Annotated in this window: 21 protein-coding genes; 16 read left to right on the top strand and 5 right to left on the bottom strand. The window is 73.7% G+C overall.

All coding sequences use genetic code 11. The features are described from left to right. Window positions 1–41: 41 nt before the first annotated feature. Window positions 42–1,244, top strand: a complete 1,203-nt coding sequence (locus ACFV3E_RS04245) for a L,D-transpeptidase (RefSeq protein ID WP_500533287.1) — start codon at window positions 42–44, stop codon at window positions 1,242–1,244. 85 nt (window positions 1,245–1,329) lie between these two features. Beyond that, window positions 1,330–2,259: an SDR family NAD(P)-dependent oxidoreductase gene (locus ACFV3E_RS04250; RefSeq protein WP_500533289.1), complete on the top strand. Its 930-nt coding sequence runs from the start codon at window positions 1,330–1,332 to the stop codon at window positions 2,257–2,259. 24 nt (window positions 2,260–2,283) lie between these two features. Here ACFV3E_RS04250 and ACFV3E_RS04255 read toward each other — a convergent pair whose 3' ends face one another. Beyond that, window positions 2,284–3,249 carry a DUF1152 domain-containing protein gene (locus tag ACFV3E_RS04255; RefSeq protein ID WP_500533291.1) on the bottom strand — a complete coding sequence of 322 codons (966 nt, stop codon included), beginning with the start codon at window positions 3,247–3,249 and terminating at the stop codon, window positions 2,284–2,286. 113 nt (window positions 3,250–3,362) lie between these two features. Between ACFV3E_RS04255 and ACFV3E_RS04260 the strand changes: the two genes are divergently transcribed. The 3 genes from ACFV3E_RS04260 (at window position 3,363) to ACFV3E_RS04270 (ending at window position 6,975) form a co-directional block, all read left to right on the top strand. Next, complete coding sequence (locus tag ACFV3E_RS04260; RefSeq protein WP_500533292.1) at window positions 3,363–4,229, top strand: alpha/beta fold hydrolase; 867 nt, start codon at window positions 3,363–3,365, stop codon at window positions 4,227–4,229. Between the two features lie 573 nt (window positions 4,230–4,802). Beyond that, the gene (locus tag ACFV3E_RS04265; RefSeq protein WP_500533294.1) at window positions 4,803–6,476 is read left to right on the top strand and encodes an LCP family protein; all 1,674 of its coding nucleotides are present in this window, start codon (window positions 4,803–4,805) and stop codon (window positions 6,474–6,476) included. Window positions 6,477–6,564: 88 nt separating this feature from the next. Further along, window positions 6,565–6,975 (top strand): ester cyclase, encoded by a 411-nt coding sequence (locus ACFV3E_RS04270; RefSeq protein WP_500533296.1) that lies wholly within the window; start codon window positions 6,565–6,567, stop codon window positions 6,973–6,975. 137 nt (window positions 6,976–7,112) lie between these two features. Here ACFV3E_RS04270 and ACFV3E_RS04275 read toward each other — a convergent pair whose 3' ends face one another. Together ACFV3E_RS04275 and ACFV3E_RS04280 are read right to left on the bottom strand one after the other, a co-directional pair. Then, window positions 7,113–8,717, bottom strand: a complete 1,605-nt coding sequence (locus ACFV3E_RS04275; RefSeq protein WP_500533298.1) for a sensor histidine kinase — start codon at window positions 8,715–8,717, stop codon at window positions 7,113–7,115. Beyond that, window positions 8,714–9,376 carry a response regulator transcription factor gene (locus tag ACFV3E_RS04280; protein WP_500533300.1) on the bottom strand — a complete coding sequence of 221 codons (663 nt, stop codon included), beginning with the start codon at window positions 9,374–9,376 and terminating at the stop codon, window positions 8,714–8,716. Before ACFV3E_RS04280 ends, ACFV3E_RS04275 begins: the two co-directional genes overlap by 4 nt. 135 nt (window positions 9,377–9,511) lie before the next feature. Between ACFV3E_RS04280 and ACFV3E_RS04285 the strand changes: the two genes are divergently transcribed. Next, entirely contained in the window at window positions 9,512–10,093 is a 582-nt protein-coding gene (locus ACFV3E_RS04285; RefSeq protein ID WP_500533302.1) for a PepSY domain-containing protein, read from the top strand. Between the two features lie 76 nt (window positions 10,094–10,169). Here ACFV3E_RS04285 and ACFV3E_RS04290 read toward each other — a convergent pair whose 3' ends face one another. After that, window positions 10,170–11,222, bottom strand: coding sequence for an alpha/beta fold hydrolase (locus ACFV3E_RS04290; protein ID WP_500368223.1), 1,053 nt, complete (start codon window positions 11,220–11,222; stop codon window positions 10,170–10,172). A 228-nt stretch (window positions 11,223–11,450) separates the two neighbouring features. Here ACFV3E_RS04290 and ACFV3E_RS04295 point away from each other — a divergent pair, with 228 nt between their 5' ends. From ACFV3E_RS04295 to ACFV3E_RS04315, 5 genes are all read left to right on the top strand, one after another. Continuing rightward, on the top strand, window positions 11,451–11,675 hold the full coding sequence (locus ACFV3E_RS04295) for a hypothetical protein (protein WP_499512723.1): 225 nt from the start codon (window positions 11,451–11,453) through the stop codon (window positions 11,673–11,675). Between the two features lie 95 nt (window positions 11,676–11,770). Further along, on the top strand, window positions 11,771–12,688 hold the full coding sequence (locus ACFV3E_RS04300) for a DUF4232 domain-containing protein (protein WP_500533304.1): 918 nt from the start codon (window positions 11,771–11,773) through the stop codon (window positions 12,686–12,688). Window positions 12,689–12,922: 234 nt separating this feature from the next. After that, on the top strand, window positions 12,923–13,357 hold the full coding sequence (locus ACFV3E_RS04305; RefSeq protein ID WP_500368227.1) for a GntR family transcriptional regulator: 435 nt from the start codon (window positions 12,923–12,925) through the stop codon (window positions 13,355–13,357). A gap of 13 nt (window positions 13,358–13,370) precedes the next feature. Beyond that, window positions 13,371–14,330: an ABC transporter ATP-binding protein gene (locus ACFV3E_RS04310; protein WP_500533306.1), complete on the top strand. Its 960-nt coding sequence runs from the start codon at window positions 13,371–13,373 to the stop codon at window positions 14,328–14,330. Continuing rightward, window positions 14,327–15,346, top strand: a complete 1,020-nt coding sequence (locus ACFV3E_RS04315) for an ABC-2 membrane transporter-related protein (RefSeq protein WP_500533307.1) — start codon at window positions 14,327–14,329, stop codon at window positions 15,344–15,346. Before ACFV3E_RS04310 ends, ACFV3E_RS04315 begins: the two co-directional genes overlap by 4 nt. A gap of 75 nt (window positions 15,347–15,421) precedes the next feature. On the opposite strand, the gene ACFV3E_RS04320 is transcribed toward ACFV3E_RS04315, so the two are convergent. After that, window positions 15,422–16,861: an FG-GAP-like repeat-containing protein gene (locus tag ACFV3E_RS04320; protein WP_500533308.1), complete on the bottom strand. Its 1,440-nt coding sequence runs from the start codon at window positions 16,859–16,861 to the stop codon at window positions 15,422–15,424. A 353-nt stretch (window positions 16,862–17,214) separates the two neighbouring features. Between ACFV3E_RS04320 and ACFV3E_RS04325 the strand changes: the two genes are divergently transcribed. The 5 genes from ACFV3E_RS04325 to ACFV3E_RS04345 all read left to right on the top strand — a co-directional run bounded on the left by ACFV3E_RS04325 (window position 17,215) and on the right by ACFV3E_RS04345 (window position 22,870). Further along, on the top strand, window positions 17,215–17,544 hold the full coding sequence (locus ACFV3E_RS04325; protein WP_500533310.1) for a PadR family transcriptional regulator: 330 nt from the start codon (window positions 17,215–17,217) through the stop codon (window positions 17,542–17,544). 46 nt (window positions 17,545–17,590) lie between these two features. Continuing rightward, window positions 17,591–18,823 carry a hypothetical protein gene (locus tag ACFV3E_RS04330; protein ID WP_500533311.1) on the top strand — a complete coding sequence of 411 codons (1,233 nt, stop codon included), beginning with the start codon at window positions 17,591–17,593 and terminating at the stop codon, window positions 18,821–18,823. A 115-nt stretch (window positions 18,824–18,938) separates the two neighbouring features. Beyond that, on the top strand, window positions 18,939–19,316 hold the full coding sequence (locus ACFV3E_RS04335) for a cupin domain-containing protein (protein WP_500533312.1): 378 nt from the start codon (window positions 18,939–18,941) through the stop codon (window positions 19,314–19,316). A 241-nt stretch (window positions 19,317–19,557) separates the two neighbouring features. Continuing rightward, the gene (locus ACFV3E_RS04340) at window positions 19,558–20,739 is read left to right on the top strand and encodes a hypothetical protein (protein WP_500533313.1); all 1,182 of its coding nucleotides are present in this window, start codon (window positions 19,558–19,560) and stop codon (window positions 20,737–20,739) included. A gap of 385 nt (window positions 20,740–21,124) precedes the next feature. Further along, window positions 21,125–22,870 (top strand): FG-GAP repeat domain-containing protein, encoded by a 1,746-nt coding sequence (locus tag ACFV3E_RS04345; protein WP_500533314.1) that lies wholly within the window; start codon window positions 21,125–21,127, stop codon window positions 22,868–22,870. Window positions 22,871–22,897 lie beyond the last annotated feature (27 nt).

Raw genomic sequence — 22,897 nt, forward strand, 5'->3', positions numbered from 1 at the left:
CGTTGTCCCGGAAACGTGTGGGCCCGATACGTCGGAAACGTGTGGGCCCGATACGCCAGACCCGTCTGCGCACCGCGGCCGTCGCGGCCGCCGCCGCACTGTCCGCCGTGCTGACCGCCTGTTCGGGCAGCGCCCCGGCGGTGACGCACGCGGGCGGCGACGCGGGGCCGCCCAAGGAGCGGGCGGCGACCGTCACCGTCACCCCGCACGGGGGGCGGGTCCGGGCCGGCGAGCCCGTCCGGGTCACCGCGAAGGGCGGCACCCTCACGACGGTCACCGTCGCCGGGCCGCACGGCAAGGGTGTGACCGGCACCCTGTCCGCGGACCGCCGCACCTGGACCTCGGACCGCAACGTGGTGCCCGGCGCCTCGTACACCGTCGCGGCCGTCACCCGCACCCCGGGCGGGACCACCGGCACCAGCGAGTCCAGCTTCAGCACGGCCGCCGCGGGAAAGGTCAACAAGGTGGACTGGCGGCCCGGCGACGGCGCCTCGGTCGGCGTGGCCCAGCCGGTCTCCCTCGTCTTCGACAACCCGGTGACCGACAAGGCCGCCGTGGAGAAGCAGCTCAAGGTGACCACCTCCGACGGCACCGAGGGCTCCTGGGGCTGGCTGAAGGACTACTCCGGCCGGGACCGTGTGGACTGGCGGCCCAGGCAGTACTGGCGTCCGGGCACCGAGGTCACCCTGGACGCCCGCCTGGACGGCACCGACTCCGGACCGGGCGGCGGCTGGTTCGTCCGCGACTACCGGGCCTCCTTCACCGTCGGCGCCCGGCAGGTGGTCAAGGTCGACCTCGACCGCAAGCGGCTCACCCTGCAGCGCGACGGCAGGACGGTGCGCACGGTCCCGGTCTCGGGCGGCACCCCCGGACCGGACACCGGTTCGTGGCGCGGCACGGCGGTGGTGCTGGCCAAGGAGGGCACGGTCCGGATGAACTCCGAGACGGTCGGCCTCGGCGACGCCTACGACGAGACGGTCCACGACTCGATCCGGCTCACCTGGTCCGGGATGTACGCGCACGCCGCCCCCTGGAACGCCGCGTTCTTCGGCCGGGCCAACCGCAGCCACGGCTGCGTCGGGATGAGCGACGCCGACGCGGACTGGCTGTACTCCCAGGTCCGGGTCGGCGACCCCTTCGAGATCACGGGGTCGGAGGCCAAGGGCACGGTCGCGCCGAACAACGGCTTCGGCGACTGGAACGTGGACTGGGACCGGTGGCAGGAGAAGAGCGCGCTGAACTGACCCGCGTCCGGGGGCGCCGGGGGCGGCCCGCGGTGGTTGCCTGGAAGGGGTGGCACCACCGCACCGCCGAGAGGAAGGCAGCGCCATGACCGGCTCCGGCTTCACCGCACAGTCCACCGCCGCCGAGGTCGCCGGCGGCATCGACCTCACCGGCCGCCGCGCCGTCGTCACCGGCGCGGCCTCCGGCATCGGCCTGGAGACCGCCCGTGCCCTGGCCGGCGCCGGCGCCGAGGTCACCCTCGCGGTACGGGACACCGCCGCCGGCGAACGGGCGGCCGCGGACGTCGCGGCCGGCGGCGGGCGGGTCCTGGTCGCCCCCCTCGACCTCGCGGACCAGCGCTCGGTGGCGGCCTTCGCCGCCGCCTGGCACGGCCCCCTGGACGTCCTCGTCAACAACGCCGGGGTGATGATGACCCCGCAGACGCACACGCCCGAGGGCTGGGAGCTGCAGTTCGCGACCAACCACCTCGGGCACTTCGCGCTCACCACCCGCCTGCGCCCGGCCCTGGCCGCCGCGGGCCGCGCCCGCGTGGTCTCCCTCAGCTCGGTCGCCCACCTGCGCAGCCCGGTGCACTTCGACGACCTCCACTTCCGTGTCCGCCCGTACGACGCCGGCCTCGCCTACGCCCAGTCCAAGACGGCCAACGTCCTCTTCGCGGTGGAGGCCAGCCGGCGCTGGGCCGCCGACGGCGTGACCGTCAACGCCGTCCACCCGGGGGCGGTCCTGGGCACCAACCTGTCGCGGCACCTCACCCGCGAGGCCCTGGACGCCGCCGCCGCGTCCGGCGGCCACACCTTCAAGACCCCGCAACAGGGGGCCGCCACCGTCGTGTTCGTCGCCACCGCGCCCCGGCTGGAGTGCGTCGGGGGGCGCTACTTCGAGGACTGCGCCGAGGCCCACCGCCACATCCCCGGGACCTCCGGCGGGGTCGCCGACCACGCGCTGGACCCGGACGCCGCCGCACTGCTGTGGCAGGTGTCCCTGGACGCCCTCGCGGCGGACGTGCGCGGCTGACCGCCACCGGCGAGGCGGGGACGGTCAGTGCGGGAAGGTCCGCGGCGGCCGTTGGCGCGGCAGTTCGTCGCGGAACTCCTCGATGACCGAGCTGATCTGCCGGGTGAGCTGCGTCCCCTCCAGCCGGTCGAGGTAGAGGTTGCGGGCGGCCAGGCCCACCGCGTCCACGCAGAAGTACACCGCCATCAGCGGGTTGACGAACAGTTCGCTGTGCCGGGTGCGCTCGGTGAACCGTACGTTCCCGAAGTCGCCGCGCACCGCGGCCGCGACCGAACCGTGGACGATGCTCGGGTGGTCCGGGGTCGCCTCCTGGGCGTGCGCGACGGCCGCGAGGTAGAGCCGCCCCTCACGGCTGTCGCGGGGCAGTGAGAACGCGCCGAGGTACGCCCCGTCCCGCTCCAGGGCCGCAAGGTTCTCCAGCACCAGGGAGTGGTTCACCCCGTGGTACGCGTCGACGCCGAAGCCGAGGCAGGCCACCAGCCGCTGCGGGACGCCGGTGAGCCCGCCCACCGCGGCGAGGCTGGCCATGTCCTCCTCCGGCGTGCCGAGTCCGCTCTCGTCGCCGCGCATGAGGATGTCGGTGCCGCCGTCCACCAGCACGACCGCGTCGACCCCGCCGAGGTGGCCGATCAGCGCCCGGTACGCGGCCCGCAGCGGTTCGACGCCCGCGCGGCACAGCGCGTACACGGTCGAGGGCAGGCCCTGCGACTCCAGCCAGCGGGCGAGGGTCCGTTCGGGGAAGTAGTCGCCGCGCGCGGCCGTCGAGGGGCGCACGGCGGCGACGTCGTGGTCCAGCCACACGTCGAGGTCCAGGCCGTACAGGTCCGCGAAGGAGAGGTTGGCCAGGTGGACCTCCTTGCCCGCCGCGCGCAGCGCGAGCGCGATCGGCAGCCCGGCGTAGACGTCGAAGCCGCCGCCGGCGCCGGCGACGAGGACCCGCCGCGCGTCGCGCAGCCGGGTGAACAGGGCGGGTTCGAGGAGGGAGAACACCGGGGGACGGTAGCAGCGGGCCGTGCGCCGGGGCAGTGGATTTCCGCTCCCGCGAAGGGCGTTGGCCCGCCCGTCCCGGGGCTGTGTCGGTGCCCGCCCCTAGACTCGGCCGGATGGTGACGGAGACGGATATCGCACTCGCCGACGGGCGGACGCTGCACGTGTACGACACCGGGCCGGGCGGGCCGGGAGGCGGAAAGGACGGCGCGGGGCTGGCCGTCCTGTGGCATCACGGCACGCCCAACATCGGCACGCCCCCCGAGCCGCTCTTCGCGGCGGCCGCCGGGCACGGCATCCGGTGGGTGGGCTACGACCGCCCGGGATACGGCGGTTCGACGCCCCGTCCGGGCCGGGACGTCGCCTCGGCCGCGGGTGACGCGGCGGCCGTCGCCGACGCCCTGGGCATCGGCCGCTTCGCGGTGATGGGCCACTCCGGCGGCGGCCCGCACGCGCTGGCCTGCGCGGCCCTGCTGCCGGACCGCGTCCTGGCGGTGGTCAGCGGGTCCGGCCTGGCGCCGTTCGGTGCGGAGGGGCTCGACTGGTTCGCCGGGATGGGGCCGTCCGGCGCGGCGGAACTCGGCGCGGCGGTCCGGGGGCGGGCGGCGCTCGAGGCGCAGCTGGCCTCCGGTGACTTCGACCCCGAGCTCTTCACCCCCGGGGACCACGCCGCGCTGGCGGGTGCGTGGGGGTGGCTGGGCGACGTCGCGGGCAAGGGGATCGAGAGCGACCAGGGCGGCATGGTCGACGACGACCTCGCCTATGTGGCGCCGTGGGGCTTCGACCCGGCCGGCGTCGCCGCGCCCGTCCTGGTCCTGCACGGCGGGGCGGACCGCATCGTGCCCGCCGCGCACGGCGTGTGGCTGTCCCGGCGGTGCCCGGACGCGGAGGTGTGGCTGCGGCCCGGCGAGGGGCACATCTCGGTCCTCGGCTCCGCCGCCGCCGCGCTGGACTGGCTCGCCGAGCGGTCCCGGCGGGGCTGAGCACGCGCCGGCGCCGTCCACAGGCTGTGGACGGCGCCGGGTGCGTACGGGAGGGCGGTCAGGGGGAGGGCCGGGAGCCGTACGCGCTGAGGAAGCGGTCGCGGAAGGTGTCCATCCGCCAGACCGAGCCGTCGCCCACCCGGTCCCAGTCGATCATCTCGGGGATGGGGGCCCGTCGTCCCCCCCGCGCAGCGCCCGGGCGGCCGCGGGACGTCGCTCCCGCCATCCGGTGCGCGCGGGGGTGCCGCCGCCGGGGGCGCCGCCCGCGCCCGCGGGTGATCCGTCGGCCGGCGGGTCGCCCTCCACCGCCGGTCCGTCCTGCGTCGTGCCCGGCCGGTGAGAGCGCGTGAAGAGCGACCCCCCGGTGACGGCACGGCGGGCCGGGCGCGGGTGTCGGGACCGCCGTCACCGGCACGGCCCGGCGGCCGCACCGGTTCAACCACCACGGACGTCCCTTGGTCCCCCTGCCCCGCAGAGGGAGTTGACCGCCCCGGGGGCAACCATGTGCGGCATTCGTATGTCTGAACGGATGCCCCGGGCCGGCCGGGGTGTGGACGGAGGCCCCGTACGACCGTGGACAGGCACGACGGCAGCGACATCGACCCCGCGGACCAGTGGGTCCTCGACCCGGAGACCGGTTCCTACCGGCTGCGGCTGGACTCCGACGCCCCACCGGCGCCCACGGTGCCCCGGCAGGGCGGGCGGCGGGCACGCCGCGAGGAGCAGCGGCCCATACCCGAGCCGGGCGGCCGCCGCCGCGGCGGCCCCCCGACGTCCCGCAAGGCCAAGCGGTCCACGAAGCGGAAGGTCCTGATGTGGACCGCGGGCACGCTCGGTTTCGTACTGCTCGCGGGCAGCGCGGGGGCCTACTTCCTGTACCGGCATCTCGACGGGAACATCGCCACCGTGGACGTCGGCACGGCGGGCAGCAAGCAAGCGACCAGCAAGGACGCGGTGAACATCCTGGTCATCGGCAGCGACAGCCGCAAAGGCCTGGGCGGGAAGTACGGGGACGCCGGCAGCGTCGGCCACGCGGACACCACGATCCTCTTCCACGTGGCGAAGGACCGGTCGAACGCGACCGCGATGAGCATCCCGCGCGACATGGTCACCGGTATCCCGGACTGCCCGACCAAGCAGAAGGACGGCTCCACCAAGACGATCCCCGCGACCCCGCAGGGGCGGTTCGGCCCGCGCTTCAACGAGAGCCTCGGCCAGGAGGGCCGCGACCCGGGCTGCACCATGCGGACCGTCACGAAGATCACCGGCCTGCCGATCGACCACTTCGTGCTGGTCAACTTCGAGGCCGTGAAGACCCTTTCCACGGCGGTCGGCGGGGTGCCGGTCTGTCTCACCCACCCCATCAAGGACACGACCCCCGAGGGCGAGGGCTCCCATCTGGACCTGCCCGCCGGACCGAACAAGGTCCAGGGCGAGCAGGCGCTGGCCTTCGTCCGGACCCGCCACTCGCTGAAGAACGGCAGTGACCTGGACCGGATCGACCTGCAGAAGCAGTTCCTCGGCTCGATGATCCGCCAGATGAAGTCCGGTGACACCCTCACCGACCCCACGAAGCTCTTCAAGCTGGCGAACGCGGCCACCAAGTCGCTCACCGTGGACACCGGTATAGGTGGCGTCGCCAAGCTCACCGACCTCGCCAAGGACCTGAGCCGGGTCGACCCCGCGCACATCACCTTCACGACGCTCCCGGTCGTCGACAACCCGGCCGAGGGGGAGAAGCACGCGACGGTCGTCGTCGACGAGACGAAGGCGCCCGCGCTCTTCAAGGCGATCAAGAGCGACGTCTCACTGACCAAGGCGAAGAAGAAGCCGGCGACCGCCGACTCCAAGCTCCGCGGTGCCAAGGCGGATCCGGCGCAGGTCCGGGTCCTCATCCACAACGGCGGCGGCCCCCAGGGCGCGGCGCAGACGACCTTGGAGTGGCTGCAGAACACCAAGGGCGTCACCCACTCCACCAACGGCGGCAACGCCCCCGGCGGGAAGCAGGACCGCACGACCCTGGAGTACGCGCCCGACCAGGCCGACCAGGCCCGGGCCCTGGCCGCGATGCTGGGACTCCCCGCCACCGCCCTCCGCCCCGGCACGGCGGACGCCGAACCCGGCGCGAACATGACCCTCACCCTCGGCGGCGACTACCAGGGCCCGGGGACCCCGCTCGCCGACCCGGACCGGCTCCCGGACGACATCCCGCAGTCGCGCGCCGACAAGGAGGAATGCGTCGGCTGAGCCCCGGCAGGCCGCTTCGCCGCGCCGCGCCTACGGTGGATGGAAGGGGCGCCCCGGCGCCCGAGATCGCGACCGCAAGGAGCGCGGCATGTCCCGCAGCGACAACCTCTCCGTCCTGGAGGGCTTCGGTACGGCGGTGAACAGCGGCCACCTCGGCGAGATCGGCGAGTACGTCGCGTCCGGCTCGGTGGACCACGACCCCGCTCCGGGGCAGGGCCCCGGGCCGGAGGGGTACGAGGAGATGTTCGGCGCGATGCGGCGGGCCTTCCCCGATCTGCACGTCGAGGTCGAGCACGTCATGGCCACCGACAACGAGATCGCCTTCGCGTACACCATCACCGGCACGCACCTCGGCGAGCTGATGGGCCACGCCCCCACGGGGCGGACCGTCAGCTACCGGGGCATGCAGATCAGCCGGTTCGAGGACGGGAAGATGGTCGAGCGCTGGGGGAGCAGCGACGAACTCGGCATGCTGCGCCAGCTCGGCGTCGTCCCCTGACCCCTTGCCCGGCGCAAGCCCCGCCCTTCCCGAAGCCGTGGACACGGTGCGGGTGTCGTTGCCGGTGTCGTAGCCGGGGACTACGGCGGTGACGGTGGTGGTGACGAAGGGGCACGGGCCGGGCCGGAGCCGGTCCGTCAGTCCGCGGCGGCCGCTGCCGGCAGGCGGAGTTCGAAGAGGGCCCCGCCCGCCGGGGCGGTGCCGACGGCGAGCGCGCCGTCGTGTCGGTGGGCGACGTCGCGGGCGATGGCCAGGCCGAGACCCGCACCGCCCTCGTCGCGGCTGCGGGCGTCGTCGAGCCGGACGAAGCGCTCGAAGATCCGCTCCCGCTCGGCGGGCGGGACGCCGTCGCCGTCGTCGCCGACCGCGAGGACGGCCAGGCCGTCCCGCAGGCGTACGGTCACCGTCACCTCGGCGCGCGCGTGGCGCTGGGCGTTGTCCACGAGGTTGCCGACGACCCGGGCCAACTGGCCGCGTGAGCCCGCCACGTACCGCCGTGCTTCGACGTCGACGGTCACCGGGACCCGGTCGGAGGGCCGCCTGCGGACCTCCTCGCCGACGAGTTCGCCCAGGTCGACCCGCCGCCGCGCGGGCCGTTCGCCCGCGTCGAGCCGGGCGAGCAGCAGCAGGTCCCCCGCCAGTTGCTGCAGCCGCTCGGTGTCCTTGACGGCGCCCGGCACGTCGAGCAGGTGCGGATGGGCCGAGCCGACCTCCAGCTGCGTGCGCAACGAGGCGATCGGGCTGCGCAGTTCGTGCGAGGCGTCGGCGACGAAGCGGCGCTGCCGCTCGACCGCGGCCTCCAGCGCGGTGAGGGTCTCGTTGGTGGTGCGCGCCAGCCGGGCCACCTCGTCGCGGGCGGCCGGCTCCGGCACACGCCGGGAGAGGTCCTCGGAGGCCGTGATCGCGGCCATCTCGCGCCGGATGCCCTCCACCGGAGCGAGCGCGCGGCGGGTGACCCGCCAGGTCGCGCCGCCGACCACCAGCAGCAGCAGGGGCAGTCCCGCCAGCATGGCCGCCGCCGCGGTGTTCACGGCGCTCTCGCGGGCCGCCAGCGAGGTGCCCGCGTGGATGAGGACGGTCTGCCCGGCGAGGTCGGTGGCCTTGATCGTCGCGAACCGGTAGTCCGCGGTCCGGCCGTCCAGCGTGGCCCGTCCCGCGCCGTGCACGACCGTCCGGCCGATGTCGCCGACCACCGGGTCGTCGCCCGCGGTGGGCGGGGGTGTGGCGCTGCCGCCGTGCCGGTCGCCGTCCTCGCCGCCGCGCGTCGCGTCGTCCCGGCCGCCCCGGCCCCGGCCGCGCCCGTGGCCGCCGTCGTCCTCGCCGCCGCCGTGGTCGTCGCCGCTCCCCGCGGTGCGGTTCGGCACCGCGGAAGGGGTGGGCGAAGGTGTGGGTGTGGCGGCGGGCCGGCGGACGGCCCTGACGGCGCCGACCCCGGTGCCGCTGATCCGCTCCAGGCCCCTGCTCACCGCCAACAGCCGCCCGTCCTCGGCGGTCACCTGCACCGGCGCGTCCTCGGGGAGCCGGAGCCGGGCGTAGCGGTCCGTCTCCTCCCCGCGGCTGGCGACGTCGAGGGCGATCCTGCGGGCCGTGTCGTCGGCCTGGCTCTGCGCCTGGCCCGTGAGGTTGGCGCGCAGCGAGAGCAGCACGGCCACCCCGGCGGCCACCAGGGCGACCGCGACCACGAGCGTGGCGCCGAGCGACATCTTGGCCTGGACGGTGCCGAGGGGGCGGGGGCGTCTCATGCCGAGGCCAGCCGGTAACCGGCGCCGCGCACCGTCTGGATGAGGTCCGCGCCGAGCTTGCGGCGCAGGGTGCTGATGTACACCTCGACGATGTTGGGGTCGCCGTCGTACGCGAAGTCCCAGACGTGCTCCAGGATGCGGGACTTGCCGACCACCTGCCCGGCCCGCACCGCGAGCTGCTCCAGCACGGCGAACTCCTTCGCGGTCAGCGTCACTTCGCTGTCGTTGCGGAAGACCCGGCGGGCGGCGGTGTCCAGCACGAGGGTGCCCAGCCGCAGTACGGGCGAGGCCCCCGCCGAACCCCTGCGCCGCAGCAGCGCCTTGACCCGGGCCACCAGCACGACGTACGAGAACGGCTTGGTCAGGTAGTCGTCGGCGCCGGTGTCGAGGCCCTCCGCCTCGTCGTACTCGCCGTCCTTGGCCGTGAGCATCAGGATGGGGACCTCGTTGCCCGCCTCGCGCAGCGCGGCGCAGACGCGGTAGCCGTTCATGCCGGGCAGCATGATGTCGAGCACGACGAGGTCGTGGACACCCTCCCCCGCCCGGTGCAGCCCCTCGAGCCCGTCGTGGACCACGTCCACGGAGAAGCCCTCGGCCGTCAGCCCCCTGGCCAGCGAGACCGCGAGCCGTCTCTCGTCCTCCACGATGAGCACACGCATGGGGTCCAGCCTCCCAAATCGAACCTGAAGAGATCTTCAGGTGGTTTCAGGCTGCCTTCAGCCTGTACCGCCGACATTGAGGTCACGGAACAGACCTGACACAGACCGGGTACGGCCCGGTCGGAAGGGCTCCTCATGAAGCGCAACACGACCGTCGCGGCCATCGCGGCCGCGGTCCTCGTCGCCGGGGGCTACACGGCGTTCGCCACGGGCGGCCACGACGGCGGGCGCGACGACGCGCGCGGCGCGGTCTCCTCGACCGCCACGCCCGGGGCGACCCCGGGGCGCGACGCGGGCGACGACCACGGCTCCCCGGGCATCACGGCGAGTCAGGCCGCGGCCGCCGCGGTCGCGCACACGCCGGGCACCGTCACGAAGATCGAGCCGGACGACCGTCACCGCGGCTACTGGGAGGTGTACGTGACGGACACGGCCGGGGTCGTGCACGAGCTGCACGTGGACGCGCGGACGGGCCGGGTCACCGAGGACGACCGGCACCGCGGCCGCACACGCTCCGATGACGGATCCCGCACCGCCTCGCCCGCACCGGCGACGACGCGGCCCCGATACGACGACCACGGCGGCGACCGCGCCGGCAGCGACGACCCCCCGGGAGACGACCACGGCGGCGACCGCGTGCGGGACGACGACCGCTCCGGTGACGACCACGGCGGGGGCCACGGCCGGGGCCGCGGCCGCGGCGGCGACGACCACTGACGTCCCCCGCGTGGCCGGGCCCCCCGCGCCCGGCCACGGGCGCCGCCCCGCCTGCTTCCCGCCGCCCCCTGGACCCTCAGAGCCGCCCGACGTCCACCACGGCCTGGGCGAAGGCCGCGGGTGCCTCCTGCGGCACGTTGTGCCCGATGCCCTGCAGCGTGCGGTGCGCGTACTTCCCGGTGAACTTGGCCCGGTAGGACGAGCCGTTACCCGGCGGCGTGAACGGATCGACCGCCCCGTCGAGGGTGATCGTGGGCACGGTGACGACGGGCCCGCGGGCGAGCCGCGCCTCGATGTCGTCGTACCGCGGGTCGCCCTCGGTCAGGCCGAGCCGCCAGCGGTAGTTGCCGATGACGATGGGGACGTAGTCCGGGTTGTCGAAGGCCGCCGCGGTGCGGTCGAACGTGGCGTCGTCGAAGCCCCAGGTCGGGGAGTTGAACTTCCAGACGAGCCGGCCCAGGTCGTGCCGGTAGCGCTCCAGCCCCTTACGGCCCCGCTCCGTGGCGAAGTAGTACTGGTACCACCAGGCCCATTCCGACTTCGGCGGCAGCGGCTGCTTGTTCGCCTCGCGGTTGGTGATCAGGTAGCCGGTCACCGAGACCAGCCCCTTGACCCGCTCCGGCCACAGCGCCGCGATGATGTCCGCGGTCCGCGACCCCCAGTCGAAGCCGGCGAGGACCGCCTTCTTGATCCCCAGCGCGTCCATGAGCGCCACGATGTCCAGGGCGAACACCGCCTGCTGTGCGTCGCGCGGGGTCGAGCGGGACAGGAAGCGGGTCGTCCCGTGGCCGCGCAGGTAGGGGACGACCACCCGGTAGCCCTTCGCCGCCAGCAGCGGTGCGACGGCGACGTAGCTGTGGATGTCGTACGGCCAGCCGTGGAGCAGGATCACGGCGGGACCGTCGGCCGGTCCCGCCTCGGCGTAGCCGACGTCCAGCACCCCGGCCTCCACCTGCTTCAGCGGGCCGAACGCCGGGGCGTCGCCGGGCCGTTCCTTGCCGGGGGCCCTGGGCGGCGCCGGCTTGTTCTCGTCCGGTCCGGTCGTCGCGCACCCCGAGGCGAGCCCGGCCAGTGTGGCCGCGACCGCTCCCGTGCCGACGATCGTGCCGAAGGTCCGCCTGTCGATCATCCGAGGCCTTCCGTGGGATGCGGGCGCGGGCACTGAGGTAGCCCATGCCCCGTGCGCCGCCGTCCGCGTCGCCGGACCGTCAAATGTCATCCCCATGGCACAGGTCCCGGCGGCCGCGGTGAGGGCCGGACGGGTGAAGTCGGGGGCACGGCGCAACCGGCGGGCGGAGCGGGGCTGTCCTGCACGGCGAGTCCGGTCGACACCGTCCGAGATCCGAGAGGAAACACCATGAACCTTCTCGATACTCCGCAGCAGTCACTGGGTGGCGTCCCGGTGGGGGCCCATCTGGCCGCCGTCGACGCGCGCTGGGTCGAGCTCCACGCCGCGCTCATCGCGGCCGGGGTGCCCCCGCTCCCGGGGGACAGCGACGCGGTGCACACCCTCGCCCGGCAGCTCGACGACGCCACGGTCAGCGCCGTCGTCGCCTGGATCGACAGCGCCGCCTCCCGCTGAGCCCGGCCCGGGCACCGCGCTTCGTGACGGTCGTGTGACGCGAATTGTGGCCTGCGCCATGGCCGGGAGCGGCAGGGTCCTGATGGGGTCGCCGGATGCGCACCCCCGCCCTCCTCCTCCCGGCCGTGCTCGCCGGTCCCCTGCTGCTGGTCACGGCCTGCGACGCCGCGCACCGGGACGACCGTGCCTCCTGCGCCGCCTCGACCGTCCCGGTCGCCCCGGCGCCCGCGGGCGGTGCCGCCGGTGCCGAGGGGGACGGCGACGTCGAGATCACCGCCGTGAGCGCACGGCCCGCCCACTGCCCCGGCCCCGCCGCGTTCCACGTCGCGTTCCGCGTCACCAACCACGCCGACGAACCCCTCACCTACACCGTCACCTTCGGACTCACCTCCGGTGCCGGGGAGGCCCTGGCGAACGTGCCGCACACCGTGTCCGCGGTCCCGCCCGGCCGCACCGTGAAGGGTGAGGCCGACCTGGGCGCATCCCTCGCGCCGCGGTACGCCGCGGAACGGGTGCGCATCGTCAAGGTCAGGAGCGTCCCGGCGGACGAGGTGCCCGCCGCGGGAGGCGCCTGCCCGCCCTCCGGCCTCCGCCTCACCGCCGACGACGGGGACGCCGCCATGGGGCTGCGTGTGGTGGGACTCCGCCTGGAGAACTGCTCCTCCCGCGTCCGGCGCGTCGAGGGCTATCCGCTGGTCCAGCTCCTCGACGAGCAGCGCGAGCCCGTCACGGAGGTCGAGGTCTTCCGGGGCAGCGGCGGCGTCGCCCTCGTGCCCGGCTTCGACGACCCGCCCCGCCCGGTCACCCTGGAGCCGGGCGAGAGCGCGACCGCGGGCCTGATGTGGCGCAAGACCGTCACCGACGGCACGTCCGTCAACGCGCCCTACGCGAGGGTGCGGGCGGCACCCGGCGCCCCTGCGGTGACGGTGACCCCGGAACTCGACCTCGGCACCACGGGGAAGCTCGGCGTCAGCGCCTGGAAGGCCGACCCGGCGACCGCGGCCCGGTCATGACACCGGGGCACGCGCCCCGTCAGCCCGGTCCTTGACGTCCTCCCCCCATCCGCACGAAGGCCCCGGACCGCCCGCCCGGGGCCTTCGTGCTGTGCCGGCCCCGCGCTTCCCCACCCTCACGAATGTCACGGTTCTGTCCCGAGGGGTGCCGGGGAGGCCGCTTCGTTTGACACCGCTCACGTCCCCCTCTCATCATCATTCCACTAATCGAGTAGCTAAAGGGTGTTGAAGCACGTGGACTTCCGCATCGACCGGCGGAGCGGGATCGCCGCCTACCAGCAGATCGTGCAGCAGACCAAGCAGGCCCTGCGGCTGGGTGTCCTGATGCCGGGGGACCGGCTGCCCACCGCCAAGGAGGTCGCGGAGACCAGCGCCGTCAACCCGAACACCACGCTCAAGGCCTACCGCGAGCTGGAACGCGAGGGGCTGGTCGAGCCGAGGCCCGGCCTCGGCACCTTCATCCGCCGCTCACTGGCCCGCCCCCAGGCGGGTGCCGACTCCCCGTTGCGCGGGGAGCTGGAGGCGTGGATGACCCGGGCCCACGAGGCGGGCCTGGAGCGCGAGGACGTGACCGCGCTGGTCGCGGCGGTCCTGGAGGAGCGGTACGCCGGGACCACGGCGGCCGACGGAACACCGGAGGACGGGGAAATGAGGATGACCAGTGCGTGAGGCCATGGATGCCATGGACATGGGGGGCCCGGCGGAGGAGTCGGCGATGGAGGCCCACGGGGTCGGCCGGAAGTACCGCCGGGGCTGGGCCCTGCGGGACTGCTCGTTCCGCCTGCCGGCCGGCCGGATCTGCGGGCTGGTGGGCCCCAACGGCGCGGGCAAGACGACGCTGATGTCGATCGCCGCCAACCTGCTGGAGCCGTCGGAGGGCACCCTCACGGTGTTCGGCGCGGTGCCCCAGTCCGCGGAGGCGGGACGCCGTACGGCGTTCCTCGCCCAGGAGAAGCCGCTGTTCCGCCGCTTCACCGTGGCCGAGACGCTGCGGATGGGCCGCGAGCTCAACCCCGGCTGGGACCAGAAGGCCGCCGAGCAGATCGTCCGCGCGGGCAACGTGCCCCTGCACGCGAAGGTCGGCACCCTCTCCGGCGGACAGCGCACCCGCGTCGCCTTCGCCCTCGCCTTCGGCAAGCGGCCCGACCTGCTGCTGCTCGACGAGCCGATGTCCGACCTCGACCCGCTGGTGCGCCACGAGCTCATGGGCACCCTGCTGGCCGAGGCCGCCGAGCACGGCACCACGGTGCTGATGTCCTCCCACATGCTCAGCGAGCTGGAGAGCGTCTGCGACTTCCTCCTGGTCATCTCCACGGGCGGTCTGCGCATCGCCGGTGACGTGGACGAGATCCGCAGCGCCCACGTGCTGCTGCAGGGCGTGGCCGGCGACGAGGGCCCGGGCGTCCCCGCGGACCTCGCCCGCCACACCGTCGTCGAGTACCGCACCAGCGGGCGCCAGGCCACCGCCCTGATCCGCCCCGACGGCCCGGTGAGCGGCCAGTGGCAGTCCCACACCCCGCAACTGGAGGAACTCCTGCTCGCCTACCTGCGCTCCCCCGAAGCGCCACCACTGATCAGTCCCGTGGCCCAGGTCCCGGGGCGGCCGTACGGCGCGAACGGCCCGCGGGGGGCGGCGGCATGAGCAACCTGACCGTGAACCCGTCCGCCCCGTCCGCGGCCCCGGTCGCCGACAGCGGAGTCCGCCGCCCCCGGCTCAGCGGCATGACCTGGCTCATATGGCGCCAGCACCGCGCCGCCTACTGGACCATCCTGGCCGCGACGGCCCTGTCCGTGGGGTGGATGCTCTACCAGCGCGCCGGCCTGCTGGACTACCTCACCGCCCACGGCTGGCCCGAGGCGAGCTCCGACAAGTGGACGGAGGACATCAACCCGCACAGCGCCCCGCTCCTGAAGGCCGCCTTCGGCCTCGGCTTCGTCCCCATACTCCTCGGTGTCTTCCTCGGCGCCCCGCTGCTCGCCGGCGACCTGGAGAGCGGCACCGCCAAGCTCGTCACCTCCCAGGCCGCCGGCCCCGCCCGCTGGCTCGCCGCCAAGCTCGGCATCAGCGCGCTGGTGGTCGTGGTCAGCACCGTGGCCCTCTCCTTCACCTTCGGCCGGTGGTGGGCACCGGTCAGCAAGGAGAACACGGTCATGGACTGGACCTCCGGCCAGGCGTTCGACAACACCGGGCCCGTGCCCGTCGCGCTCACGCTCTTCACCGTCGTGGGCGGCATCGCGATCGGCATGCTCCTGCGCCGCACCCTGCTCGCGATGGTCGTGACCTTCTTCTTCGCGGCCGCCGTCCAGGTGGTCTGGGCGTACAGCCGGCTCGACCTCGGCAACGTCATCAGGCTCACCACCGACTCGGGGGTGACCTCCGGCAGCAGCCCCCGTCTCCCCACCGCCGCCTACGAGGTCGACCAGTCGTTCATCACCTCGTCCGGGCAGACCCTCGGCTGGAGCACCTGCACGGACGCGGGGTCGGAACAGGCGGTCGACGCCTGCCTGAAGCAGAAGGGCGTCGTGGGCTGGGCGCTGGACTACATCCCCATGTCCCAGATGAGCGGCATGCAGTGGCTCGGCGCCTCGATCCTGTTCGCCCTGGCCGCCGCCATCACGGCCTTCGTCTTCCTCTGGGGCCGCAAGCGCGTCGTCTGACCTGACGCCGTCGGGCCGCGACGACACGACCCCGGGTGGACGCGCCGAGCGTCACCCGGGGTCGCGCCGTCGGTGTCAGCGGCCGAACGCCCAGCCGAAGTTGGCGTCCCCCTTGAGGGAGACGTCGCGGGCGGTGAAGGACTTCGCGTTCGTGGCCGTCAGACCGGAGGCGGTGCCGCGCAGGATGGTCACGGCGCCGTATCCGTTCTCGTAGCCGACACCCGTGATCAGCTCTGCCTTGCCGTCCTTGGTGAGATCGACCAGCCGGACGGTCAGGCCGAAGGAGTCGGACCACTCGGAGGTGCCGGGGACCCCGGCGGTGTCCTGGGAATAGGCCGCGGCACCCTTGCCGCTCAGCCCGGAGGCCGAGCCGAACAGGATGGTCACGGCACCGGCCTCCTTCGCCTTGCCGAGGTCCTTGCTCGGGGTGCCCACGGCCACGTCGGCGTAGCCGTCGCCGTTGACGTCGCCGGCGTCGATCGCCGAACCGAACCGGTCGCCGGCCTCACCCGTGCCGGGGACGCCCGCGGTGTCCTGGTGGATCACGGTCGGTGTCCGCGCGGGGTCGGGGCCCTTCGGGCCGCCGTACCAGACGGTGATCTGACCGCCCTTGTGGCCGCCCCGCTTGCCGGCGCGGGGATCCTCCGGGTCGCCCAGGATCAGGTCCCCGAAGTGGTCCCCGTTGACGTCGGCGATCGCGGCGACCTGGCCGTCGGCCCGCGGCAGTTCGACGGCGACGTAGTCCGACACGGGGTGGGCCTTGTTGCCGGGGTCGTGCCGGATGTACCGGATCAGTCCGCCGGGGTCGCTGTCGGTGATGGCCGGGTAGACGCGCTCGGCAAGGCGGTCGCCGTCCAGGTCGCCCGCCGCGACACCGCTCGTTCCGCCCGCCTCCCAGACGATGCCGTGGCCCGACGGGGAGCCCGTGCGGGTGAACGGTCCCCGGTAGAGGTGGGTGTGGCTCGGACCGGTGGCGGTCACGTCCGTCTTGCCGTCCCCGTCGAAGTCGCCGGTGGCGACGTCGAAGGAGTAGCCGACCCAATCGTCCAGCAGGGTCTCGGGCGGCTGCGGCAGGACGGCGCCGCCGGACAGGCCCGAGGCGCCGCCCCAGAGGACGGTGACGGAGCCGACCCCCACGTGGTCGCCGATGCCCTCGTAGGGCGAGCCGACCACCAGGTCCGCGTACCGGTCGCCGTTCAGGTCGGCGGTGGCCAGACTGGCGCCGAAACGGTCGCCGGTCTCGGCCGCGCCCGGGACACCGGCCGAATTCTGCGTGATGACGGTCTTCCTGGCCGCCGAGACCCCGGAGGACGAGCCGTACAGGACGACCACGGCGCCGGCGCTGTGCACCGATCCGACGTCGGCGCCCCACGCGCCGATGGCGAGGTCCCGGTATCCGTCGCCGTTGAAGTCGCCGGACAGCCCCGAGGGGGCGGCGCCGGCCGGGGTGGCGGGCAGAGTGGCGAGCAGGCTGCCGGCGAGGGCGGCGGTCGCCAGCAGGGTGCGCTGGTGCAAGTCGGGCTCCGGGAGGTGCTGGGGCAGGACCCGCCGCGCGGGCCCTTGCCGGTTCTGCGATGCCGGAACGCCGCGTTCACCGGGACCAGGTACCCGGTGCACGCGCCGGTCGGCGAACAGGAGACCTCTCGCGGGGCGCAAGGGTTGTACGCGTTCTCGGTGAGACCCTGCAGCGCGTCCCACCACACCCCGTACGGCGGCCGAGTAGCCGATGACCGTGGCCGGTGCGTCGCCGGCGGTCGGCATTGCGACCTGAGGGGACACCCCGTGTCCGAGGACTGCCGGACAGGTCGCCGAAGAGCGTTGGGGCGCGGGTCTTGCGTCATAACTCTATCTAGGTAGATATTGGCGCCATGGTGCGCGCGCGACATCCCTCACCGCAGACCGCGGCCGTGCTCGTCGCCCTTGCCGAGGCAGGTGCGGGCTGGTCGTACGGCTACGACCTGTGCCGCGCCCTCGGCCTGAAGGCGGGCACGGTCTACCCGATCCTCATCCGCCTCGCCGAGCGCGGGCACGTGGAGACGTCCTGGGAGACCGACCCGCCCCGCGGGCGGCCGGCCCGGCACCTGTACCGGCTCACCGCCGCGGGCGCCGAGCTCGCGCGCACCGTCACCGCGCCGGGGCGTGCCGGCGCCGCCGCGCCCGCTCCGGGCGGGGGCCGCCTCGCGCCCGGGACCGCCTGACCCCGGCCCGCTCCGTCCCCGGCCCGCTCTGCCTCCGGAGGCCCTGATGCTCGGATTCCTCCTCTTCGTGGTGGTGCTCGTTCCCGCACCCCTGCTCGCGCTGGTGGTGCTCGCGGGCCGGCTGGGCGCGGGCGGCAAGCCCACCGCCCGGATCCGGGTCGCGTGGCGGGGTGGCACCGGGCGCCCTGTCCTGCCGGGGCTGATCGCCGTCGCCGCCGCCGCCGCGGCGCTCACCGCCGGCCTGGAGCGCGCGTACCTCACCGCGGTCACCAAGGGCCCGGGCTGGGGCTTCGACGTGGTCCTGCTGACCATGGTGCTCGGACTCCTCGCGGCGGTCGGGTGCGCCGCGCTCGCCTGCCTCGCCGCGGCCGCCGTGACCCGTGCCCGCGGGTTCGGGGCCGGCACCGTCGCCGGGCTGCTCGTCCTCGTCGCGGTCGCCGCCGGGACCGCGTCCGCCCATCTCCCGCTGCGCGCCGCGTACATGGCGGAGCCCGGCGGGTTCCCCGTCGTCGCGAACCTCGCCGACGGTGACCTGCTGGCGCCGTTCGAGGTCTTCCTCGCCGCGCTGATCTGGGCCCTGCCGTGGCCCGTCCTCGGAGCGGCGCTCGGGGCCCGCGCCGGGACCACGGATCGCCGGCACGCGGCACGCGACGTCTGGCAGCTCCTGCTCGACCTGGCCACCGCCGACCTCCCCGAGCACCGGGCCGCGTGGGGCGCGGCGCTGCGGTCCGAACTCGCCGCCGTCGAACCGCCCGCCGAGCGCCGCAGGTTCGCCCTCGGCGGGGTGTGGACGGCGCTGCGCTCCGGACGGCCGCACGGCGCATGGGCGCGGGCCGGCGGGGTGGCCCTCGTCGTGGCGGGCGGTTCGTACGCCGCGTCGCGCTGGTCGCTCGCACACGACCGGGCGGGTGTCCTCGACTTCTGGGCGGCCGTCCCGAGCGTCCTGCTGCTCGCCGTCGCGCTCACCACCGCCTGGCGCACCCGCTCGTTCGGCTCAGGGCTGCGCGCCGGAGCCCTGGCCGGGTTCGCCGCCCTGGTGGCGGTGCTCGCCGTCGGCGTTCCCGAAGCGGTGTTCTGGGCGAACCAGCAGGCCGGGTACCTGAGCACCGGCGACGCCGTCCCGCCGAACTGGCAGTCCGCGGTCCGTGACGTGCTCCGACCGGAGTTCCTCCTCGGCATGCTCGTGATCTGGACGACGGCCACAGCCGGCGGCGCCGCCCTCGGCGCGGTGCTCCGGCCCCCGTCACGTACAGCGTGGAGACCCGTGAGGCGGGAGTAAGGTTGCGCGGCCACCGTGACCCGTGCCCCCAGGTTCGGGCCGTACGACGCGGGGCCGACGTGCCGGAGGGGCCCGCCGGGCGCGAACCGTCGAAGGGTCCAGGACGAGGGGCGGCATGAAGGTCTTCCGTTTCGAGCGCGGCGAATGGGCTGTCACCGGGCACGGCAGCACGGGGCTCCACGCGACGCGCCTCGCCACCGGCGAAGGACCGTTGCACCTCACCTGCCTGAGCGTTGAGCCAGGCGGCGTCATCGGCACGCACCCGGCGCCCGTGCCCCAGATGTTCCTCGTCATCGCGGGCGAGGGCTGGATCGCCGGCCCCGATGGGAACCGCGTACGCATCGCTGCCGGCCAGGGAGTTCGATGGGAGCAGGGGGAGGACCACACCTCGGGTACCGACGTCGGCTTCACGGCGCTCGCGATCGAAGGCGCCTCCATCGAGCTCTTCGAGCCTACGGCCGTACCGAACCCCGACGCCCCGGACGCCCGCTGAGGACGCCGTGCGACTGCGTCCGCGGTCAAGGCGACCCGGAGAGCCGGACGGGCACCGCGGGGCGTCAACAGCCCTTGAGTGAACTCCAGTTGAACAGTTGCACAGTGGTGACACTGTGACCACACTCCGGTGATGGTTCAACTGCGAACATTTGTCCATCGCCGCTCGCCGAGCTCGGCAACGGGGCTCTTGGGCAGGCAGCGCGTTTTCATCAGTTCACCGTTCCCGGGGGGGAATCACCATGTCCGTGCGACGTGTCACTTTGGCCACCGCCACCGCCACCGCCACCGCCGCTGTCGCCTTCACCCTGCTCGCGCCGGTCGCCGCACAGGCGACGCCCATCGACAGCACGCTGAAGCTGGCGCTCAGCGACGTCAGCCACAACGACGTCGTCCGTGGCCAGAACGTCCAGACGCTCACCCTGACCGTCACCAACCCGTCCGACGCCGCGCAGGACTACACCGGCCTGGTGTTCGGCATCCCCAGCGGGCCGAGCCCCATCCTCGGGAGTCAGATCCTCTTCGAGGCGGCTCCGGTCACCGCGCCCGCCACGGACGTGAAGGTGGGCCAGGAGGACCAGTCGGCGTTGATCGGGTTCTTCCCGCACGGCGGCAAGGCCGGCGACGACTTCTCCGTGCCGGCGAAGGGCAGCATCAGCTGGAAGATCACCTTCGGCTTCGGCAAGGACTACCCGCTCAACGACGACGGCATCACGCTCGCCTTCGACACCGGCAGGGGCTCCGAGTCCGTGGAATTCGACGTGCCGCCCGCGCAGGCCGACGGCAAGGTCACCGGCGTGTTCGGCGGCAAGGCCACCGTCGCGCCCGGAAAGCCCGGCCGGACCTGGTACGAGGTCGACAACGGCGCCGGGGGGAAGTTCGACGTCCCGTTGCGGACGCTGCTCTCGGTGGCCGACCCGGTACCCGGCCTCGGCGTGGACGTCCTCAGCAACGGGCACTGGGTGAAGGCCCAGGTCGCCGGAAGCCGGGAGTGGACCCTTCCCGAGATCCCCAAGGGCTTCTCCCACGGCCAGAAGTACCGCTACGACCTGCGGTTCACCGTCCCGTCCACCCCGGGCACGGGCAAGGCCCGCGACTTCGGCGTGCAGATCCTGACCAACCTGGCCGAGGGCAACAGGACGCCCATCGTGGACATGGAGGGCACCCTCCACTACGACCCGAAGCAGGCGGCCGTCAGCACCCCGACCCCGTCACCCACCGCATCGGCCTCCGCGGCGCCCGTACCGTCCCCGGCGGGTAACACCCCGGCCGCCAACGCCGCCAACGCCCCCGGCACCGACGAGCTGGCGGCGACCGGTTCCGACAACGGAAGCCTCCTCGTCGGTCTGGCCGCCGTCCTCGTCGGCGCCGGCGCCGCGATCACGGCCTCCGTCGCCCGCCGCCGCCGCGACCCCGCTGCCTGAACTCCGGCCCGTCTCCCGGGCCAAGCCACACTGCGACACGCAGGGCCTCCTGGCGCCCGGTGGGACTCAAGACCTCCCGAAGCGCCAAGGGGCCCTGCCCCATGCGCGGATCAGGACCACGGCTCCCTGCGACTTCTCCGTGGCTCTCAGGCACGCGGATCGAATGGCAGAGGCTGCTGTTCACGAGGAAGAGGATCCCGTGCCACCCAGCCGTTCCACCTGATTGCCCGATCTTCTACTCTGACGGCCTGACCAGGTGCGTCACAGCCGGCCCGTCACGACCTGTGCATCACCACACGTACGCCTCGCCGGGTCCGGTCCCGCCATCCAGGGCGGACCTGCCGGGCAGAGCCGCAGCACCTGCCTCATCGCAACGGAGACCCTTTTGCGCAGACGCTTTCTCCGCGCCGCAGCCATCGGCGGCGCGACGACGATTCTCACCGCCGGGCTCATAGGCATCTCTTCGCCGGCCGGCGCCGCCCCACCGTCGAAGTTCGCGACCTCCGACCAGGTGCTGCCGGTGGGCGGAACCTGGATCGCCCACGTGTACGACACGACGGCATACGCCAAGGGCGACGTCGTCTTCGCCTTCGCGACCAAGCCGTTGACCGGGCAGGCGGGTGACGGAGCCGGGCTGCCGGCAGGCTTCACACCGATCTACGACGGGTGCAAACCCGTCCCCGGCTACACAGCGGTCCTCACCTGTCCCGTCGACGGCCGCGCGACGGGGCCGGCCTTCACGACAGCCGGCACCACGGCCGACATGACGGCCGCCTACTTCGGATACGCGTACGTCCCCACCGGTGGTGACCTGGCCGCCGGCATCCGGACCGCGCAGAGCGCCGGTTCCCTCCCGGCCGGCGACACGTACGGGACGGCCAAGGCGACCTTCCTGACCCCCGCGCACGCCGCGCAGAACACCGTCGCCTTCGACACCCCCGATCTGCCGTCAGGCGGATCGGTCCGACACACGCTGCGCCTGCACGTGGTCGATCCGGGCGAGCTGACGACGTACTTCCGCACCGCCCAAGGCCAACCCCGCTGGCGGCGCGCCGACATCCGGATCGACAACGTCAAGACCAGCGCCGGAGCCGCCTGCACCGTCCATTGGTCCAAGATCGTCGACGGCACGACCAACCTCAACTGTGATCTGACCCCCGGTGAACAGACCATCGAGTACACGCTGACGGCGCCGGCCGGCCTGGAAACCTGGCGTCTGGAATCGCACACGATGTACGACATCTACACCGGTGGGTACGACGGCGTGACCCTCGACCCGAAGGTCTACTCCCACGCCGGCTTCACCCTCAAGGGCGGCCCTCTCAACCTCCGCCACCGACTTGTCGCGCGCGATGGTTCCGGTCGGCTGTTCGAGTACCTCGGTACCGGGAACGTCCCGAAGCCCTTCTACTCGCGCAGTCAGATCGCAACGGGCTGGCAGACCTACAACGCGCTGACCAAACTCTCCCCCGTCACCGAGGATCTCCAGTTCGGGGCTGCGAAGCCCCCGGCCGCCACCCTTCAGGGCCGCGGCGACCTGGTGGCCCGCGACTCCGCCGGCAACCTCTGGTACTACAAGCGCCAGTTCGACGGCAACGGTCCTTTCGCCGCCCGCACCAAGGCCGGTACGGGCTGGAACATCTACACCACCTTCACCGGTGGCGGCGACCTCAACCGTGACGGCAAGGCCGATCTCGTCGCGCGCGACAAGTCCGGCGTGCTGTGGCTCTACAAGGGGACGGGGAGCGCGACCGCGCCCTTCGCCGCGCGTACGCGCATCGGCACAGGCTGGAACACCTACAGCCAGTTGGCCGGGTCCGCCGACCTCACCGGTGACGGCAAGGCCGATCTTGTCGCGCGCGACAAGTCCGGCGTGCTGTGGCTCTACAAGGGGACGGGGAGCGCGACCGCGCCCTTCGCCGCCCGTACGCGCATCGGCACCGGCTGGAACACCTACAAGCAGATCTCCGTGGTCGGTGACCTCAACAGCGACGGCAAGGCCGACCTGGTGGGATCCGACTCCACCGGCGGGCTGTGGTTCTACAAGGGGACGGGGAAGGCCACCGCGCCCTTCGCCGCCCGCACGCGCATCGGCAGCAGCGGCTGGAACACCTACAACCGGATCCTCTAGCACCGCGCGGACACCACGGGCTCGGCA

The organism is Streptomyces sp. NPDC059718 (assembly GCF_042733315.1).
GTDB lineage: Bacteria > Actinomycetota > Actinomycetes > Streptomycetales > Streptomycetaceae > Actinacidiphila.